We start from the raw sequence: 17905 nt of genomic DNA on the forward strand, positions 1-17905 counted from the left end.
GCTACGGCATCTGCGTGACGTGCTCGCGCGGCTCCAGGAGACGGTCGCTCCCGGCGCGGTCGGGAGGCGGCAGCCGATCCTGCCCGAGCCCCAGGCCGACCACAGCCCCCAGGCCGTCCCCGGGCGGCGGGAGAGGCGAGGCCGAGGTGAGGAACCAGCTCTCCACGTGGTCGTCGAGAACCCCGCGCAAGGCGGGGATGAAGGCGGTCAGGAACGGCCGGTCGCCCACGTCCAGCCGCTTCAGCCACGCCGCCCGCTCGTGGTCGCCGATGAGGAGCCGGCTGTCCGGGCCGGCTCCCCGCGTGACGCCCATCCGGCCGCGGAGCGTGACGGACGACTTCACGAGCATCCCGCGGAAGGACGCGTAGCCGGTGCCGGTGAGGCGCAGCGGCAGCCACGCCCGCGCCGGGCGCGGAACGTCCACGCGCATGACCATCTGCCCGTCGAGGTCGTACTGGCTGCTGACCGTCGATTCGCCCACCACGAAGTCGAGGGAGGCGCGCCGCTTGGGCATGCCCCAGATGCCGAGGCCGCCCTTGACCGAGATCTCGGTGCTCACCGGCATGTCGCAGATGTAGACGCCGGTGCCGAAGACCTTGCCGGCCGGCAAAGGCGGCGCTGGCCGGTCGCTCCGCGCGCACAGGATGCCGGCACAGAGCTCCACGTAGCTGCCGATCGGGGTGTCCTGGTAGTCCACGACCGCGATGACCAGCACCCCCGCGCCGCGGATCCGGTGCGGGCGCAACTCCTCCGGCACCACCTCACGCGCGGCGCGCGGGTCGATCGGGTAGGCGGCGAGGAGCGCCGGGCTGCCCGGCGTCCCCACCGGCATGCGGAACGGGATGCCGTCCACGTTGGCGAAGCGGCCGGCCGTGCGCCGGCGCCCTGCGGCGAAGGTCATCGCTCCCCCCTGTGCCGGGCCGGGGTGCCGGCCAGCTCCTCGATGATCAGCGGAAAGACGTCGAGGTGGGCGCGCTCGCCGAAGAACACGTCCAGGTGGCTGTATCCGGGAAGGACGTGCAGGGCATGGCGGCCAGGGGCGAAGCGGGCGAAGAAGTCGTAGGACAGGCGCTGGCTGTCCGGAAGGAAGCAGCGGTTCAGCTCGCCCGCCAGGAAGACGACCCGGGCGTCGGTACGCGGCTCCTGCGCCGTGTAGTCGTCCGGCAGGCCCTCGAGGTGCTCGTACGCGACCAGGCGGCCGCGGCGTACGCACTGGTCCATCTGGCGGAAGAAGGTCAGCGGCACCGGGCCGAACTCGCGCGGGATCCACGTGTCGTGCGTGTGGCCGCCGAGGTTCTCGTGCCGCCACAGCGCGGGGAACCCGCTGCCGTAGGTGAAGCTGACCAGCTTGCACACCGTGTTCCCGCACTCGGCGTGGGAAGCCTTCACCAGCCGTGTGATCAGTCTGGCCGCGCCCGGTGGCGGCTGGTCCCCCCAGGAGGGATCGAGGTAGGACAGGAACCTGGAGACGACCGGCACGGCGTAGCGGAGCTTGGCCCGCGACCAGGGCGGGACGACCGGATGCAGCGACACCGCGTTCGTGATGATCGTGTCGACCTGGGGCACCAGGCCGGCGCAGGCGGACATCATGAACGAGGTCGAGCCCTGGCAGTGGATGATCGCCTTGACGTGGTCCGCCCCGGTCTCCTCGACGACCTTGCGCACGGCGGCGGGGTGGTCGTACCTCGCCGCCTGGTCCAGGGTCCACGGGTTGGGCGGCACCTCGATGCTCGCCCGCCAGTCCTCCAGCCAGACGTCGTAGCCCCGCGCGACGAGCGCGTCCACGACGTTCACCGGCACCGGCGCCCGGAACACCCCGGACCGCACGCCCGCACCGTGCACGAGCAGGACCGGAGCCCTGGCCGGCGGGGCGGGCCCGCGCACGTTGACGAGGCGCAGATTCTTGCCGTCACCGGCGGTGAAGGGTATGAGGCGTTCACGTGTAACGGGTCGTCCATGCATATCGCCACGATCCGGGCCTGCCGCCGCGACCCTGCTCTGGACTCCTGATCCCGGTGCTCAGCTCACCGGTCGGTTACTCTTTGAGTCTACCTCCCCCCACATTTCCGGTCAGGAAGGGCGAGGGGGAGATATGCGCTCTCAGCAGGCGAGACGCCCAGCCGGCGAGCACGCTGACGTCGTCGTCGTGGGCTCGGGGTTCGGCGGCGCCGTGGCGGCCTACCGGTTCGCGGCGGCCGGGCTGCGGGTGGTCGTGCTGGAGCGCGGCCGGCCGTATCCGCCGGGCTCGTTCCCGCGCGCGCCCGCCGCGATGGCACGCAACCTGTGGGACCCGAGCGAGGGCATGTACGGCCTGTTCGACCTGTGGAGCTTCCGCGGGCTCGCGGCGGCCGTCTCCAGCGGGCTCGGCGGCGGCTCCCTCATCTACGCCAATGTGCTGCTGCGCAAGCCGGAGCGGTGGTTCGTCCGGGAGAGCCCGCTGCCCGGCGGCGGCCACGAGCACTGGCCCGTGACCAGGGCCGACCTCGACCCGCACTACGACGCGGTGGAGCGGATGCTGCGGCCCCAGCGCTACCCCCTGGACGTGCCGCCGTACGACACGACGGCCAAGGCCCTCGCCATGCGCGAGACGGCCGCGCGGCTGGGGCTGGAGTGGGAGCTGCCGCCGCTGGCCGTCGCCTTCGCTCCGGAGCCCGGCGCCCGTCCCGTTCCCGGCCTGCCCATCCCGGACCCGGAGTACGGCAACCTGCACGGACTGCCGCGCACGACGTGCAGGCTGCGCGGCGAGTGCGATCTCGGCTGCAACGACGGCGCGAAGAACTCCCTCGACCACACCTACCTGTCGGCCGCCCGGCACGCCGGCGCCGACATCCGCACCCTGCATGAGGTGCGGTGGCTGGCTCCCGCCCCGCGCGGCGGCTACGCCGTGAGCTACGTCGTGCACGAACCGCGCGAGGAACGGCGGCGGGTCCGCACCCGGCGGTTGCCCCAGCGCACGATCAGCTGCGATCGGCTCGTGCTGGCCGCGGGCGCGCTCGGCACGACGTACCTGCTGCTGACCTGCAGGGCGGAGTTTCCCGGCCTGAGCCCCATGCTCGGCACCCGCTTCAGCGGCAACGGCGACCTGCTCACCATGCTCACGCGCGCCCGGGACGGCGCGGGCGGTCACCGCTCGCTGGAGAGCAGCCGCGGGCCGGTGATCACCAGCGCCATCCGGGTGCCGGACGCGGCCGACACAGGGTCTGGGAGCCGCCGGGGATTCCTGGTCGAGGACGCGGGTTACCCGCCCTTCGTCGAATGGCTGGCGGAGTTCGCCGGGGTGCGCGGCGTGGCCAGGAGGGCCGGCATGTTCGCGCTGGGCAGGCTCGCGGCCGCCCTGAGCCGCTCGCCGCAGACCCGCATCAACGCCGAACTGGCCGCGCTGCTCGGCGACGGGCGCCTGTCAGACGGGTCGCTGGGCCTGCTCGGCATGGGCCGCGACGTTCCCGACGGCGTCATGCGCCTGCGCCGCGGCTATCTCGACGTCGACTGGACGACGAGCACGTCCATGCCGTACTTCACGGCGATGCGCTCGGTCATGCGGGACATGGCCCGGCTCCTGAAGGCCGGCTACCACGACAGCCCGCTCTGGCTGGCCCGCAGGGTGATCACGGTGCATCCGCTCGGCGGCGCCCCGATGGGACGGCACCCCGGCGAGGGCGTCGTCGACGAGTACGGCGAGGTGTTCGGCCATCCGGGCCTGTACGTCCTCGACGGCGCGTGCGTGCCAGGCCCGGTCGGCGTCAATCCCGCGCTCACCATCGCCGCGCTCTCGGACCGGGCCTGCGAGCGGGTCCTGGAGACCTCGCCGGCGTTCGTGGCGGCCGGAGCCGGGCGAGAGGCGACGGGCCTGAGCTTCACCGAGGAGATGCGCGGCCACGTCATGCCCGGCTCCGCCGACCCGGACGAGGGCGAGCGGCTGGGGCGCGCGAACGAGCACCGGCTGGCGGTCCACCTGACCATCACCGCCGACGACGTCGAACGGTTCGCGGCGGACGCCGGGCACGAGGCGTCCGCGGCCGGGTGGGTGAGCTGCCCCGTGCTCGGCGGCGGCCGCCTGCCGGTGCGGGCCGGGTGGTTCAACCTCTTCGTGCCGGGCGAGGACCCGTCGCGGCGGCGCATGCTCTACCGGCTCCACTTCACCGGGGACGGCGGCGCCGCGTTCACGCTCACCGGGCACAAGGACGTGCACGACGACCCCGGAGCCGACGTGTGGCGCGACACCTCGACCCTGTACGTCCGGATCCTGCGCGGGCACACCGCCCCGGCGGGCGACGCGGGGGCCGAGGTGGTCGCCGCGGGCGTCATCAGGATCCACCTGCCGGACTTCATGCACCAGCTCACGACGTTCCGCACCTGGGGGCCGGACGGGCCGGCCGCGCTGGGCAGGTTCGGGCGGCTGTTCCTGGGCGAGCTGTGGGACGCCTACCGCGATCTCGCGGCGGTGTCACGGGTGCCGTGAAATGTGCGCCTTGACAACGGTGTCAATCGCATTATTGATGTTCTTATGGCCGTACCGTTGATCGCCGCCCGCGGGATCGTGAAGAGCTACGGCCACGTCGAGGCGTTGCGCGGCGCGGACTTCACCCTGGGGCCCGGCGAGGTGGTCGCGCTGATCGGCGACAACGGCGCGGGCAAGTCCACGCTGGCAAAGATCCTCTCCGGCGTCGAACGGCCGGACTCGGGGACGATCGAGATCGACGGCGAGCCGGTGGCGTTCGGGTCGGTCGAGGAGGCCAGGAGCGCCGGGATCGAGACCGTCTACCAGGACCTCGCCCTCTGCGCCGACCTCAGTTCCGCCGCCAACTTCTTCCTCGGCAGGGAACGGCTCAAGACCGGCCTGCTCGGCCGGCTCGGCGTGCTGGACAACGCGGCCATGCGCCGCGCCACGCGCGAAGCCTGCGAGCGGCTCGGCGTGCGGCTCGCGTCCCAGACCGCGCCGGTCTCCGCGCTGTCCGGCGGGTCGGACAGATCAGGGTGACTTTCGTGGAGGGACTGGCGGGAGAGGAGTTCTACGAGATCATTGCCTCCGGCGCGAAGGCCAAGGCCAAGGAGCCGAGTGTGGCGCTGGACGTCCAGGGGCCGCAGCAGTTCGACCCGACGCTGCAGACGCCGATCGTGAATTCCGTCGTCGCCTCCAGACCGTGGGGCTGCGTTGCGCATTTCTCCGAGGCTTATCGCGCATATGTTCTGCCTGACAGAGTCAACTCTTGGTATCGTTGCGGCCACGCAGCGTAAAAGGCCGGGAGGAGTGAGTGCCAGTCATGCCAACGTGCCTGTCCGGCTGCGATCCACATGTGCCGTCCGCATGGAGCCCTCGCCGATCGGCCATGGACCGCGCCGGCATCGCGCCGGAGGCCCTCCAGCATGACTGAGCTGCGCGCGATCGCCCCAGCCTTCGTGGTGCCTGGCCCGTCTGGTGTCGCCGTCCGCGATCGGCTCAAGCACCTCACACCTGAGGATGACGAGGTGTTGCGCCTGGTCGGTGCGCATCTGGGCGCGCTGGCCTCCGCCGACCTGAAAACCCGATGCGCCGACGGGCTGGGGCACTGCGCTGCCACGTGGGCGGCCCGCAAGCGCGAGTTGACCGAGCAGTCGTCGGCACGCTGGGCAGGGGCCATCACCAGAGCGTCCCACGATCAGTGGGCGCTGGCTCGCCGCTGCCAGGCCGACCATATCCGCGGCCTTGCCGCTGCCATCGCCACGATCACGCGCCGGCTGTCGTTGCCCGTTGGGAAGAAGGGCACCGGCAAGGAGCCGGGCGGTTACCGCTCCCGGCTGGAGTGGTTCGCCAAGTCCCGTCGCCTGGGCGTGCTGCGCGACCGGCTGAAGCGGCTGCGGGCCGATCACCGAGCCGGGCGGGTCCGTGTGGTGCGGGGCGGCAAACGACTCGCCCGCGCCCGGCACCACCTGGACGCCACCGAGCTCACCCAGGACGGATGGCGGCAGCGGTGGGAGGCCGCACGCTGGTTCCTGGCCGCCGACGGCGAGTCCGGCAAACGCTACGGAAACGAGACCATCCGCATCACCCCTGACGGCCAAGTGTCGATCAAGCTGCCCGTCCCGCTGGCGCACCTGGCCAACGCGCCACACGGCCGCTACGTGCTAGCCTGCCGGGTGGCCTTCGCCCACCGGGGCACCGAATGGGCCGATCGGATCGAGGCCAACCGGGCGGTGGCCTACCGCATCCATCTGGAGGCGGCGCGGGGACGCTGGTACATCACCGCCTCCTGGCAACGCCCTGCCGCCCCCACCGCGCCGATGGCCGCTGCGCTCGCCGCGGGGGTGATCGGGGTGGACACCAACGCCGACCACCTGGCCGCCTGGCGCCTGGATGTGCACGGCAACCCGATCGGCAACCCCCGCCGCTTCTCCTACGACCTGTCCGGGAACGCCGAGCATCGTGACGCCCAGGTTCGCCACGCCCTGACCCGGCTGCTGCACTGGGCACGCACCTGCGGGGTGAAGGCCATCGCCATCGAAGACCTCGACTTTCAGGCAGAGAAGAGCCGGGAGAAGCACGGCCGCCGCAAACGCTTCCGAAAGCTCATCTCCGGCATGCCCACCAGCAAGTTGCGCGCCCGGCTGACCTCGATGGCCGACGCCACCGGGATCGCGATCATCGCCGCCGACCCGGCCTACACCTCCAAGTGGGGCGCCCAGCACTGGCAAAAGCCCCTCACCACAAAGACTCGCACGACCACGCGCCACGACGCAGCCGCCGTGGCGATCGGCAGACGCGCCCAAGGGCACCCGATCCGGCGTCGGACGGCACCGCCCCCTGCCCACCAGAGCGATGAGCAGGGGCATCGGACCATCCAGGCCGGAACGCAAGTCCGCGGGCGTGAGGGACCCCGCCCCCGCATCCCCGGACCACGGACACGATCCGTGCCGCCCGGACGCGGCGCGAACGCGGGCGACCAGAACGCTCAACACCGTTCGGAGCATTCGGCCGAGCATGCGCAACTCATGCTCAGTCCTTAGGAACGGTTCGACGCCGGTCCCGCTCAGGTCAAGCAGCTGAAGGACGGCGTCGTGCAGGCGCTCATCGCGCAATTGCCCGGCGACATCGGCGCCAAGGGCGTGGAGCAGGCCGTGGCCGCCGTCAAGGGGCAGCAGGTCACTCCGTCGATCCCCACGGACGCCACCATCGTCACCACCCAGAACGTGGACCAGCCGGAGGTGCAGAAGGTCCTCTACAAGGCGGGCTGCTGACCCACGGTCGCCCGGCTCGGGGACTTGCCACCGTGGGCCGGCGCGCACCTGCCGCCTGAGCTCGCCCGCGACCCGGAGACGGGGCGGGCTGGGCGTCAGGGTGCCATCGTGTGGGTGGCGCGGAGCGGGCTCGCGCGCAGACGCCGGTCAGGCGGGGAGGGCGGCGAGGAGGAAGGCGAGGCGGGCGGCGGCGGACTCGACGTCCTGCGCCGTGCCGAGGCGGTAGCCCCACGAGGTGATGTACGCGCCCTCGTCGGAGCACGTCACCGTCTCCGCGAGGGTGGCCGAGAAGCGGTTGCGGACCGACACATATGCCGGGTCGCTCGACAAGGCGAGGCTCTGGACCGACAGGTCAGCGTGACGACCCGCGTGCCAGGCGAACCGCTCGAGGCAGAGCGCGGTATCAAGCATCATGCGTCACCTCCGCAACGTCTCGCGACAGAATTGCACGATCTTGGGGGAGGAGGCAAGCAATTGCTGTGGTTAATGTGATGTTTGTTTGCGGTATTCGTGAAGAATTCTGAGGATGATGGCCCGTCCGGCTTCCTCGAGCTCCGCCACCTTCGCGTAGTCGTCGAAGGCCCGTACGTAGAAGGCGATGTCATCCGGTTCGCGAAGGACCAGGTCCTTCGTCATGGTGGCGACCGAGACCATTGCCTCGTTGTAGATCCAGAAGCCGTTGATCGGGCTGGACGGCAGCTCGGAGCAGAAGGGGATCACGCCGAACTCCACGTTCGGCAGCGTACTGACGGCGAGTAATCGGTCCAGCTGGCCGCGCATCACCTCGGGTGGCGCGAGGGCGGTGCGCAGCGCCGCCTCCGTCACCACGAACCTGAACGTCCGCGTCCGGTCGTAGAGGATCTCCTGGCGCTGCATCCGCACCCGCACCGCGGCGTCGATCTGGTCGGCGGCGCTGTAGAGGCGCTTGACCTTGCGGAACACGTGCCTGGCGTATTCGGAGGTCTGCAGCAGGCCCACGATGATGCCCGGCTCGAACACCCTGAACAGCTTCGTCCGCGACTCCAGGTCGCGGATGTCCTCCTGGATGGCGGCCAAGCCGCTGCGGTGGCGCTGCTTCCAGTCGTCGTGCCGCTCCAGCAGCGCGATGGCCTGCCGGATCAGCTCGTCCGTCGTGTCGGGCGAGGCGCGCACGGCCTTCGCCCACACGACCACGTCATCCTCGGTGGCGGTCTGGCGGGCGTTCTCCAGCCGGGAGACCTTGGACGGCTGCCAGCGCAGCCGCTGCGCCAGCTCCTTGCCGGACAGCTGTGCGGCCTCACGCAGCTGGCGTAATTGGCTGCCCAGGTCGACGCGCGCCTGCTGAAACGACGTCACGCCGCAAGAGGCTAGCCCGGTCCGTATCGATCATGCCAGAGCCAAGGGGAAATGTGATCAACCGGTTGCCGACGGTGTTCCCTCACTGCTTGGGAAAGCGGTTGCCGTGCCGTCAGGCAGGACCCGGCGGGCGATCTCGGTGATGAGCTCGCGTGGGACCTCGACCGCGACCTCGCCGTCGAGCACGTCCCGGAGGTCCGCGAGCGCCTCGGCGTCGGTGACCTGCAGACCCTGCACGACGATGGTGCCGCGGTCGGTCTCGTACAGGGTGGGGCAGGCGCCCGCCTCCGAGGTGGAGCCGAGGAACCGCATGCGCATGACGATCCTTCCCCGATGATCAGGTGCAATTGCGCGCAATTGTACGGCTCGGGGGAGAGTAGGTGATCGTTTTTCCGGAAATCAGCTGAGAATCCCGTCCATGAACTCCCGTGCCCGTTCAAACAGCTCCAGGGTGGTTGCGTGGAGTGTGTCCCCTATGTCCTTGGGCGCCTTTCCCGCGAAGGCCCGCGCGTGCGTGCCCTCGAGGACGATGCCGAGCTTGAAGCAGGCCATGACCGCGTACCAGTCGATGGCCGACATGTCACGCTCGGACAGCGCCGCGTAGTACGCGATCAGCTCGCGCGGCTCCGGTAGCCCGGGGACGTGGCCGTTGTTGCTCGGCCAGGTGGCCAGCAGCCAGCCGAGGTCGACCAGCGGGTCGCCGATCGTGCACATCTCCCAGTCCACGATCGCGGCGACGCGGGGGCCGTCGCAGGCGAACATCAGGTTCGCGAAGTGATAGTCGCCGTGCATGATGCCCGGCGTGAACGTACGGGGGAGATGGCGCGCGAGCCAGTCGGCCGTCTCGGACAGACCCGGAATGTCGGGCCCCGGATAGCCGTCGAGCTCGCCGTACGAGTCGAGCTCCTTGAGCCAGCGCGGCACCTGCCGCTCCAGGAACCCCTCCGGCCTGCCGAACCCCGGCAGCACCCCCGGATCGACCCGCCCCAGCTCGGCCAGCGCGGCGGCGGCCTCCAGCCCCATGCGGTGCCTGATCGCCGGGTCGGACGCGTGCGGCTCCGGGAGCCCGGTCGAAGGGCTGAACCCGTCGACCGGCTCCATCAGGTAGAACACCGGCTCCTGCGCGGTCTGCGCGGCCACCAGCCTGGGCGCGGGGACGGGCGTGTCCCGCAGCGCCGCCAGCACCCGCGCCTCGCGGCGCAGCACCTCGTTGCTCTTGCGGCGGGCGTGCATGGGCGGTCTGCGCAGGATGTACGGGCGACCGCCGCGCTCGAAGCGGACCATGACGTTCTGCGTACCGCCCAGCACCGGCGCCTCACCCGTGATCGGGCCGCCGGGCAGTCCCTGGGCGTCCATCCACGTGCCGAGTGCGGCGAAGTCGATGGTGGTGACGTCGATGTGGGTGGTGGTCATGACCCGCCCTTCGACAGAACCTTGTTCGGGTTGCCGACCTTACGAGAGCGCCACACCAATGGTCAACCCACCGCCCCCGCCGCCGCACTGCATGCCCGGCAGCCCTGTCACGTGTCCGCGGTGGCACTTCGGGCCCTGCGTGCTCGTGCCTTGCGTGCTCGTGCCTCGCGTGTCCGGCGGCTGCGTCGTTGGCGGCAGCCCCCGCCTGGCGCCTCCACCCGTGGGGCCGCCACTCCATGGGCCGCGCCGTGACCGGGCGGGGCGTCAGCCGAGGGCTTGCATGAACGGGAGGAACTGGCAGGCGCGCTCGCCGGGCAGGTCGCCGCCGCGCACCATCTTCGAGACCGGCCACGGGTCGCCGACGCCGTGCTCGGCCGCCCACCTGACCATGCCGTCCATGGCCAGGTCGAAGTCCATCCGCACCTCGCCGCCCGCGTGCAGCGCCAGGTCGCCGATCAGCGCCCGCGCCGTCTCCTCGTCCCGCGCCACGACCGGGCCGATCACGGTGTTGTCGTCGTTGCGCCAGCAGTGGCCGAAGCCGCCGTCCGCGATCCGCACCTGCACCCCGAACCCGAACATCCGCCGCAGCACCGCCGACCGGTCCGTGCCGAACAGCTCGGCGTCCAGAGCCAGGATCTCGTCGAGGTCGGCCTCCGTGGCGGGGCGGGTTCTGCCGGACGGCTCGCCTGCGAAGACGCCCGTGTGCTTGGCGGCCCTGCCGACCACGCGGAACCCGAGCTGCTCATAAAGCGGGCGGCCGTTGTCCGTGGCGTGGAGGGAGACCGTGCGGGGCCCGGCCTGTTCCAGCACGTGCTCCATGAGCCTGCGGGCCAGGCCCTGCCTCGCGAACCGCGACGCCGTGAGGACCATGCTGATCACGGCGTGGTCGTCGCCGTAGCGGGTCAGGATGTTCGTGGCGGCCAGGCCGTCGCCGTCGGGGGCGTCGATGCCGTACGGCTCGCCGACCTCGAACAACAGGCGCCACTTGTGCCGCTCGGGCAGCCAGCCGCGGTCCTTGGCCAGGCGGGCGCAGTCGTCCAGGTCGTGTCGGGTGAGGCGACGGATGGTCATAGTGGGACTTTAAGGGACGATGGACGGATGGATTGCGTCGTTGCGGTTGATGTAGGCGGCACGACCATCAAGGGCGGGCTTGTCGCCCGAGACGGGACGATTCTGCACATTGAGCGCCGTGACACACCCCGTGGCACCGAGCGGGTGATCGCCGCCGTCTCCGCCTTCGTCGCCGACCTGGCGCGGCCCCGGGCCGGGCTGCGCCCGGTGGCCGTGGGGCTGGCGGTGCCCGGGCTGGTCACGCCCACCCACGCCGTCTTCTCCGCGGCCTTCGGGTGGCGGGACGTGCCCGTCTCGTCGTTCACGGACGTGGACCTGCCGGTGGCGCTCGGGCACGACGTCCGCTCGGCGGGGGAGGCGGAATTGGCGTACGGGGCCGGCGGGGACGACGTGCTGTTCCTCCCCATCGGCACGGGCATCGCGGGTGCTGTCGTCCTGTCTGGCTCGCTGTACGGGGGAGCCGGGGGATGGGCCGGGCAGATCGGGCACATCCCGGTCCGGCCCGACGGCGTGGCGTGCGGGTGCGGGCAGCGGGGATGTCTGGCGGCATACGCGTCGGGCGGGGCCATCGCGGCGCGCTACGGCTCGGGGACGGCGCCGGACGTGGTGCGGCGGGCCGCCGAGGGGGACGAACGGGCGGCGGAGGTCTGGTCGTCGGCCATGGACGCGCTCGCCCTGGCGCTGGCCACGTACACGCTGCTGCTCGACCCCGCGCGGATCGTCATCGGGGGCGGTGTGTCGCTGGCCGGGGACGCGCTGCTCGTGCCGCTTCGGCAGCGGCTGGCGGGGCGGCTGGAGTTCCGCCGGCCGCCGGAGGTGGTGACGTCGTCGCTCGGGACCGAGGCCGGGCTGCTCGGGGCGGGGCTGCTGGGCTGGCGGTCAGCCGCGTAGGTGCTGGGGGAGGTCGACTTCTTTCGCCCGCAGCTCCTCGCCGAGGGCCTTCGCCTGGGGGTCCATCCTCGGGCTGGCCGCCACGCCCCTGCCCAGCAGGCCATGGATGACGAAGTTGAGCGCCTTGATGTTGGGCAGCTCGTAGCGGTCGACGCGGTAGGGCGCGAGGGCCGGGAGGAGGCCTGTGAGGGTGTCCGGCGTCAGGTGGGCCGCCAGCCAGTCGTACCTCTCTTGCGTGTCCGTCCAGACGCCCAGATTGGCGTTCCCGCCCTTGTCTCCCGAGCGAGCCCCGGCGATCCGCCCCAGCGGCACCCGCACGGTCCCCAGGCGTCCGCCTGCTGCCCACGCCTCGGCTCCTTGGCCGCTCTCCGCCCCGGTGGCTTGTGCGCGGGCGTCGGGCGCGTCGCTTCCCGCGTCTGCGGCGCGCGCTGTCCCGGGCGTGATGGGGGCGGCCGTCGCGCGGGTGGGCCGGTCGCCGGAGGTGAGGGCGGGTCGGGGCAGTTCCTTGCCGTTGAGGAAGATCCGCGGGTGGACCTCCGAGGCGGGCACGAGCACAGGCCAGTACACCCCGTACGGCGAGGCGTCGCCCGGTGGCGTGAGGCCGTAGAAACCCGGGTAGCTGGCCAGCCCCGTTTCCACCACGGCGGCGGAGAAGGCGCGGCCGACCCGGCGTTCGTCGGCGTCCATGACGGTGATCCGCAGCAGCCCCGAGTCCGTCAGCGTCACGTCCACCTCGTCGAAGGAGTCCCGGGGGACGCGGGCCCAGAGTGCCTCCTCCGCCGTCCTGGCCTTGGCCTCCACGTCCAGGCCCGTCAGCACGAGGGTCATCGTGTTCCGGTAGCCCGCCAGGTAGTTGACGGCCACCTTCAGCGTGTCCGGCGGCGGCTCGCCGCGGACGCCCGAGACCAGGACCCGGTCGGGGCCGTCGTCCGACAACGTGATCGTGTCGAACCTGGCGACCACGTCGGGGCCCAGGTAGCGCGGGCTGCCCAGCTCGTACACGAGCTGCGCCGTCACCGTGCCGATCGAGACCAGACCGCCGGTGCCCGGGTGCTTGGTGATCACCGCGGAGCCGTCCGCGCGCAGCTCCGCGAGCGGGAAGCCGCAGTGCGCCAGATCCGGTACGTCCTGGAAGAACGCGTAGTTCCCGCCCGTCGCCTGGCAGCCGCACTCGATGATGTGCCCCGCGACCACCGAGCCCGCCAGCGGGTCGAGGTCGTCGGGCCCCCACCCGTACCGCCAGATGCCAGGACCCGTCACCAGGGCGGCGTCCGTCACGCGGCCGGTCACGACCACGTCCGCGCCCGCCGACAGGGCGGCGGCGATGGGGCGGCCGCCGAGGTAGGCGTTCGCGGTCAGCGGGGTGGCGGCCAAGGGCTCGCCGGTGTCCGCGTTGGTCAGGTCCAGGGGATGGCCGGTGAGGTCGTCGCCCGTTATGTGGGCGATCGTGGGGGAGAGGCCGAGGCGGGTGGCCAGGTCGTGAACGGCCTCGGCGCAGCCGGCCGGGTCCAGGCCGCCAGCGTTTGTCACGATTTTTATGGACTTATCGAGGCAAGGGCCGAGCACGTCCTCCAGCTGACGGAGGAACGTCGGCGCGTACCCCGGGCGCCCCTTGAGGCGGTTGCCGGCCAGGATGAGCATGGTCAGCTCGGCCAGCCAGTCGCCGGTCAGCACGTCGATCGGCCCGCCCTCGACCATCTCGCGCGCGGCCGAGAGGCGGTCGCCGTAGAAACCGCTGCAGTTCGCGACCCGCAGCGTCATCAGAGGGCGGCCCACTTGGGAGGCCGCTTCTCCTTGAACGCGGCGATGCCCTCCTGCCCCTCCTGCGAAGTGAAGCGCTCGGCGGACAGCTCGGTCATCCGCCGCAGCCCCTCCTCGAACGACATCCCCGGCACCTCCCTGACCAGCCGCTTCGTGATGGCCAGCGCCTCCGGCCCACCCTTGATCAGCAGGTCCGCGTAGTGGGCGACCGTCGCGTCCAGCTCCTCTTCCGGCACGGCCCGCGTGAGCAGCCCGATCTCCGCCGCGCGGGCGGCGTCGAACACCTCGCCGGTCAGGAAGTACTCGGCCGCCGCCCTGGGCTCGACCCTGCGCAGCACCGGCACCGAGATCATGGCGGGCACGACCCCGAGCCGTACCTCGGAGAACGCGAACGACGCCGTCAGCGGCGCGATCGCGAAGTCGCACGCCGTCACCAGTCCAAGACCGCCCGCCCGCGCGGTGCCGTTGAGCCGGCAGATGACCGGCTTCGGGCTCTCCCAGATCAGGGTGAGGATCTCCGGGAACGACGCCGTCACCGGCGCGCCGGAAGCCTTCTGCTCCTTGATGTCCGCGCCCGAGCAGAACACGTGCCCCGTGCCGGTCAGCACGATCACCCTGGCCTCCGGCTCGGCCAGCGCCCAGTGCAGCCGCTCCGACAGTTCGGCGAGGAGCCGTACGGACAGGGCGTTGCGGTTGGGCGGCGAGTCCAGCGTGATGGTCGCGACGCCCTTCGCCAGGTCCTTGTGCACCAGGCTCGTCATGAAGTCTCCTCCTGAATGATCGCCAGCACCGCACCCGCGTCGACCTGCTGGCCCTTTTCGACGTGTACGCCGGACACCACTCCGCCGGAGGGCGCCGCGATCCGATGCTCCATCTTCATCGCCTCGAGCACCAGCACCGCCTGCCCCTTCACCACCCGGTCGCCGGCCTCCACCTCGACCCGCAGCACGCTGCCCGGCATGGGGGCGAGCAGGGATCCGGGCGCCACGTGCTCGACCGGCTCGGGGAGGCGGGGGAGCGGGGTCAGCTCGGCGCAACCGCCGGCGTGGTCGACGTAGATCTTGCCGTCCTCGTCGTACTGGGCCACCTGGAAGCTCTGCCGGACGCCGTCCTGCTCCAGGACCACCTCCTGCGGCTCCGCGCCGACCACGGTGACGCCGTCGGGCAGCGGATCGTAGACGACCTCGGCCTCCTCGAAGCGGGCGCGGCGGGACTGGGAGCGTACGTTGCGCCAGCCGCTCGGCAGGCCCGGCAGCACCTTCGCCCGGCGGCGGTTGGCGGCGGCCATGGCGAGGGCGGCGGCCAGCACCGGCAGCTCGCCGGCCTCCTGCCGCGGCGCGGCGCCGCGGAGCGGGCCGTCCGGGGCGAGGAAGCCGGTGTGGGTGTCGCCCGCCGCGAACGCCGGACTCATCAGGATGTCCACCAGTAAATCGCGATTGGTCGCAACCCCGTGGAGCCTCGCCCGCCGCAGCGCCGTGACCAGCTTCCGCACCGCCTCGGCCCGCGTCGACGCGTACCCGATGATCTTCGCCAGCATCGGGTCGTAGTACGGCGAGATCACCGACCCTGACTCCACCCCGGAGTCCACCCGCACATCCCCGGAGACCTCGAACCGCCGCAACACCCCGCTCTGCGGCAGATAGTCCCCGTCCTCCGCGTAAAGCCGCACCTCGACCGCATGCCCGGCAGGCTCGGGCGGCGCCGCCGGGAGCGGCGCCCCTTCGGCCACCTCGAGCTGCAGCCGGACGAGATCGACGCCGTGGACCAGCTCGGTGACCGGATGCTCGACCTGGAGCCGGGTGTTCATCTCCAGGAACGCCACCCGATCGCCCTTGACCAGGAACTCCACCGTCCCGGCCCCGACATAGCCGATCTTCCGCGCGGCCCTGACCGCCGCCTCGCACAGCCGCTCCCGCAGCTCGGCCGTGATCCCGGGCGAGGGGCACTCCTCGACGATCTTCTGGTGCCGCCGCTGCACGCTGCACTCCCGCTCGCCCAGCGTCCACACGGTGCCGTGCCGGTCGGCCAGCACCTGCACCTCGACGTGCCTGGCCGCCTCCAGCAGCGGCTCCACGAACACGGTCCCGTCCCCGAACGCCGCCGCCGACTCCCTGCGCGCCGACTCCACCTCCAGGGCCAGCTCCCCGGGCTCACGCACGATCCGCATGCCGCGCCCGCCCCCGCCCGCGGACGCCTTCACCAGCACCGGGAACTCCCCTGGTGCCGCCGGATCGAGCGAAGGAAGCACGGGCACCCCCGCCTCCGCCATCAGCCGCTTCGCCTCGACCTTGGACCCCATGGCGGCGATGGCCTCCGGCGGCGGGCCGACCCACACCAGCCCTGCCTCCAGCACGGCCCGCGCGAAGTCCGCGTTCTCGGACAGGAAGCCATATCCGGGATGCACGGCATCCGCACCGGTGGCGCGGCAGGCATGCAGGATGCGTCCGATGTCCAGGTACGTGTCGGACGGGCGGGCGCCGGGCAGCCGTACCGCCAGATCGGCCTCGGCCACGTGCGGCGCGTCCGCGTCGGGGTCGGAGAAGACGGCGACCGTGGAGATGCCGAGCGACCCGCAGGTACGGAAGACCCGGCGGGCGATCTCGCCCCGGTTGGCGACCAGCAGACGGGTGATCACGGCCGGAACACCCCGAATCCGGCCGGCTCCGGCACCGGCGCGCTGTTGACCGCCGACAGGCACATGCCCAGCACGGTACGCGTGTCGCGCGGGTCGATGACCCCGTCGTCGTACAGGCGGCCCGACAGGAAGAACGGCAGCGACTCCGCCTCGATCTGGGCCTCCACCATCGCGCGCATCGCCGCGTCCGCCTCCTCGTCGTACACCTGCCCCTTGGCCTGCGCCGACGCCCTCCCCACGATCGACAGCACCCCGGCGAGCTGCGCGGGCCCCATCACCGCCGACTTGGCGCTCGGCCAGCTGAACAGGAAGCGGGGCTCGTACGCGCGCCCGCACATGCCGTAGTTCCCCGCGCCGTACGAGGCGCCCATGACGATGGTGATGTGGGGCACGGTCGAGTTGGAGACGGCGTTGATCATCATGGCGCCGTGCTTGATGATGCCGCCCTGCTCGTAGTCCTTGCCGACCATGTAACCGGTCGTGTTCTGGAGGAAGAGGAGCGGAGTGCGCGACTGGTTCGCGAGCTGGATGAACTGGGTCGCCTTCTGCGACTCCTCGCTGAACAGCACGCCGCGCGCGTTGGCCAGCACGCCCACCGGGTAGCCGTGGACGCGCGCCCAGCCGGTCACCAGCGAGGCGCCGTACAGCGGCTTGAACTCCTCGAACTCGCTCCCGTCCACCACCCGCGCGATCACCTCGCGGGGGTCGAACGGCACCTTCAGGTCTTCGGGGGCGATCCCCAGCAACTCGTCGGCCGGGTATCTCGGCTCGCGCGCCGGCTGCGGGGTGACGCCCTGCTTCGCCCAGTTGAGCGAACGTACGATCTGCCGTCCGATCCGCAGCGCGTCGTGCTCGTCCTGGGCCAGGTAGTCGGCCAGGCCACTGATCCTGGCGTGCATCTCGGCGCCGCCCAGCGACTCGTCGTCCGACTCCTCCCCGGTGGCCATCTTCACCAGGGGCGGACCGCCGAGGAACACTTTTGCTCGGTCCCGCACCATCACCACGTAGTCGCTCATTCCGGGCACGTACGCGCCGCCTGCCGTGGAGTTCCCGAACACGAGCGCGATGGTCGGAACGCCCGCGGCCGACAACCGGGTCAGGCCCCGAAATATCCGCCCACCCGGGATGAAGATCTCCTTCTGCGTCGGCAGGTCCGCACCGCCGCTCTCGACCAGGTTCACGTACGGGAGCCGGTTCTGCAGCGCGATGTCCGCCGCGCGCAGTGACTTCTTCAGCGTCCACGGATTGGAGGCGCCACCGCGCACCGTGGGGTCGTTGGCCGTGATCACACACTCGACCCCCTCGATCACCCCGATCCCCGACACCATGCCGGCCCCCACGGGGAACTCGCTGCCCCAGGCGGCCAGCGGCGACAGCTCCAGGAACGGGGAGTCGGGATCGACCAGCAGCTCGATGCGCTCCCTGGCCAGCAGCTTGCCGCGCCTGCGATGCCGCTCGACGTACTTCTCGCCGCCCCCGGCCACCGCCTTGGCCTGCTCGGCGTCGAGCTCGTTCAGCTTGGCGAGCATGGATTCGCGCCGACCGCGGTAGTCGGCGCCCTCAGGGTCGAGCCTGCTCCTGATCACG

Annotated in this window: 17 protein-coding genes; 6 read left to right on the forward strand and 11 right to left on the reverse strand. The window is 71.6% G+C overall.

Annotated elements, in window-relative coordinates:
- Nucleotide 1 precedes the first annotated feature (1 nt).
- Both ACIBVN_RS00275 and ACIBVN_RS00280 read right to left on the reverse strand, forming a co-directional pair.
- Entirely contained in the window at nucleotides 2–901 is a 900-nt protein-coding gene (locus ACIBVN_RS00275; protein ID WP_397131004.1) for an acetoacetate decarboxylase family protein, read from the reverse strand.
- Nucleotides 898–1962 (reverse strand): alpha/beta hydrolase, encoded by a 1065-nt coding sequence (locus ACIBVN_RS00280; RefSeq protein ID WP_397131006.1) that lies wholly within the window; start codon nucleotides 1960–1962, stop codon nucleotides 898–900. The genes ACIBVN_RS00275 and ACIBVN_RS00280 overlap by 4 nt, the downstream gene beginning before the upstream one ends.
- 130 nt (nucleotides 1963–2092) lie before the next feature.
- On the opposite strand from ACIBVN_RS00280, the gene ACIBVN_RS00285 reads away from it, so the two are divergent.
- The 5 genes from ACIBVN_RS00285 to ACIBVN_RS00305 all read left to right on the forward strand — a co-directional run bounded on the left by ACIBVN_RS00285 (nucleotide 2093) and on the right by ACIBVN_RS00305 (nucleotide 7212).
- A complete protein-coding gene (locus tag ACIBVN_RS00285; RefSeq protein WP_397131008.1) occupies nucleotides 2093–4459 on the forward strand; it encodes a GMC family oxidoreductase in 2367 nt (788 codons plus the stop codon).
- A 45-nt stretch (nucleotides 4460–4504) separates the two neighbouring features.
- A complete protein-coding gene (locus tag ACIBVN_RS00290; RefSeq protein ID WP_397131010.1) occupies nucleotides 4505–4978 on the forward strand; it encodes an ATP-binding cassette domain-containing protein in 474 nt (157 codons plus the stop codon).
- 5 nt (nucleotides 4979–4983) lie between these two features.
- Entirely contained in the window at nucleotides 4984–5235 is a 252-nt protein-coding gene (locus tag ACIBVN_RS00295) for a hypothetical protein (protein ID WP_397131012.1), read from the forward strand.
- 129 nt (nucleotides 5236–5364) lie between these two features.
- A complete protein-coding gene (locus ACIBVN_RS00300) occupies nucleotides 5365–6981 on the forward strand; it encodes an IS200/IS605 family accessory protein TnpB-related protein (RefSeq protein WP_397131014.1) in 1617 nt (538 codons plus the stop codon).
- 51 nt (nucleotides 6982–7032) lie between these two features.
- Nucleotides 7033–7212, forward strand: a complete 180-nt coding sequence (locus ACIBVN_RS00305) for a hypothetical protein (protein ID WP_397131016.1) — start codon at nucleotides 7033–7035, stop codon at nucleotides 7210–7212.
- 147 nt (nucleotides 7213–7359) lie between these two features.
- Here the strand turns inward: ACIBVN_RS00305 and ACIBVN_RS00310 are convergent, their stop codons facing one another.
- From ACIBVN_RS00310 to ACIBVN_RS00330, 5 genes are all read right to left on the reverse strand, one after another.
- A complete protein-coding gene (locus tag ACIBVN_RS00310; protein ID WP_349454798.1) occupies nucleotides 7360–7626 on the reverse strand; it encodes a hypothetical protein in 267 nt (88 codons plus the stop codon).
- A 69-nt stretch (nucleotides 7627–7695) separates the two neighbouring features.
- The gene (locus ACIBVN_RS00315) at nucleotides 7696–8547 is read right to left on the reverse strand and encodes a helix-turn-helix domain-containing protein (RefSeq protein WP_397131018.1); all 852 of its coding nucleotides are present in this window, start codon (nucleotides 8545–8547) and stop codon (nucleotides 7696–7698) included.
- A gap of 57 nt (nucleotides 8548–8604) precedes the next feature.
- Entirely contained in the window at nucleotides 8605–8865 is a 261-nt protein-coding gene (locus ACIBVN_RS00320) for a hypothetical protein (protein WP_349454796.1), read from the reverse strand.
- Nucleotides 8866–8946: 81 nt separating this feature from the next.
- Nucleotides 8947–9960, reverse strand: coding sequence for a phosphotransferase family protein (locus tag ACIBVN_RS00325; protein ID WP_397131020.1), 1014 nt, complete (start codon nucleotides 9958–9960; stop codon nucleotides 8947–8949).
- A gap of 264 nt (nucleotides 9961–10224) precedes the next feature.
- Complete coding sequence (locus ACIBVN_RS00330) at nucleotides 10225–11031, reverse strand: GNAT family N-acetyltransferase (protein WP_397131022.1); 807 nt, start codon at nucleotides 11029–11031, stop codon at nucleotides 10225–10227.
- A gap of 27 nt (nucleotides 11032–11058) precedes the next feature.
- On the opposite strand from ACIBVN_RS00330, the gene ACIBVN_RS00335 reads away from it, so the two are divergent.
- Nucleotides 11059–11922, forward strand: a complete 864-nt coding sequence (locus tag ACIBVN_RS00335; protein ID WP_397131024.1) for an ROK family protein — start codon at nucleotides 11059–11061, stop codon at nucleotides 11920–11922.
- Here ACIBVN_RS00335 and ACIBVN_RS00340 read toward each other — a convergent pair.
- Genes ACIBVN_RS00340 through ACIBVN_RS00355 form a run of 4 tightly spaced genes read right to left on the reverse strand, consistent with a single transcriptional unit; the run spans nucleotide 11911 to nucleotide 17847 of the window.
- Nucleotides 11911–13698: an acyclic terpene utilization AtuA family protein gene (locus ACIBVN_RS00340; protein WP_397131026.1), complete on the reverse strand. Its 1788-nt coding sequence runs from the start codon at nucleotides 13696–13698 to the stop codon at nucleotides 11911–11913. The genes ACIBVN_RS00335 and ACIBVN_RS00340 overlap by 12 nt on opposite strands.
- Complete coding sequence (locus ACIBVN_RS00345; RefSeq protein WP_397131028.1) at nucleotides 13683–14444, reverse strand: enoyl-CoA hydratase-related protein; 762 nt, start codon at nucleotides 14442–14444, stop codon at nucleotides 13683–13685. The genes ACIBVN_RS00340 and ACIBVN_RS00345 overlap by 16 nt, the downstream gene beginning before the upstream one ends.
- Nucleotides 14441–16318: a biotin carboxylase N-terminal domain-containing protein gene (locus tag ACIBVN_RS00350; protein ID WP_397131029.1), complete on the reverse strand. Its 1878-nt coding sequence runs from the start codon at nucleotides 16316–16318 to the stop codon at nucleotides 14441–14443. Before ACIBVN_RS00350 ends, ACIBVN_RS00345 begins: the two co-directional genes overlap by 4 nt.
- On the reverse strand, nucleotides 16315–17847 hold the full coding sequence (locus tag ACIBVN_RS00355) for an acyl-CoA carboxylase subunit beta (protein ID WP_397131632.1): 1533 nt from the start codon (nucleotides 17845–17847) through the stop codon (nucleotides 16315–16317). The genes ACIBVN_RS00350 and ACIBVN_RS00355 overlap by 4 nt, the downstream gene beginning before the upstream one ends.
- Nucleotides 17848–17905: the final 58 nt, after the last annotated feature.

The sequence above is a fragment of the Nonomuraea sp. NPDC049400 genome (assembly GCF_044466425.1).
GTDB lineage: Bacteria > Actinomycetota > Actinomycetes > Streptosporangiales > Streptosporangiaceae > Nonomuraea.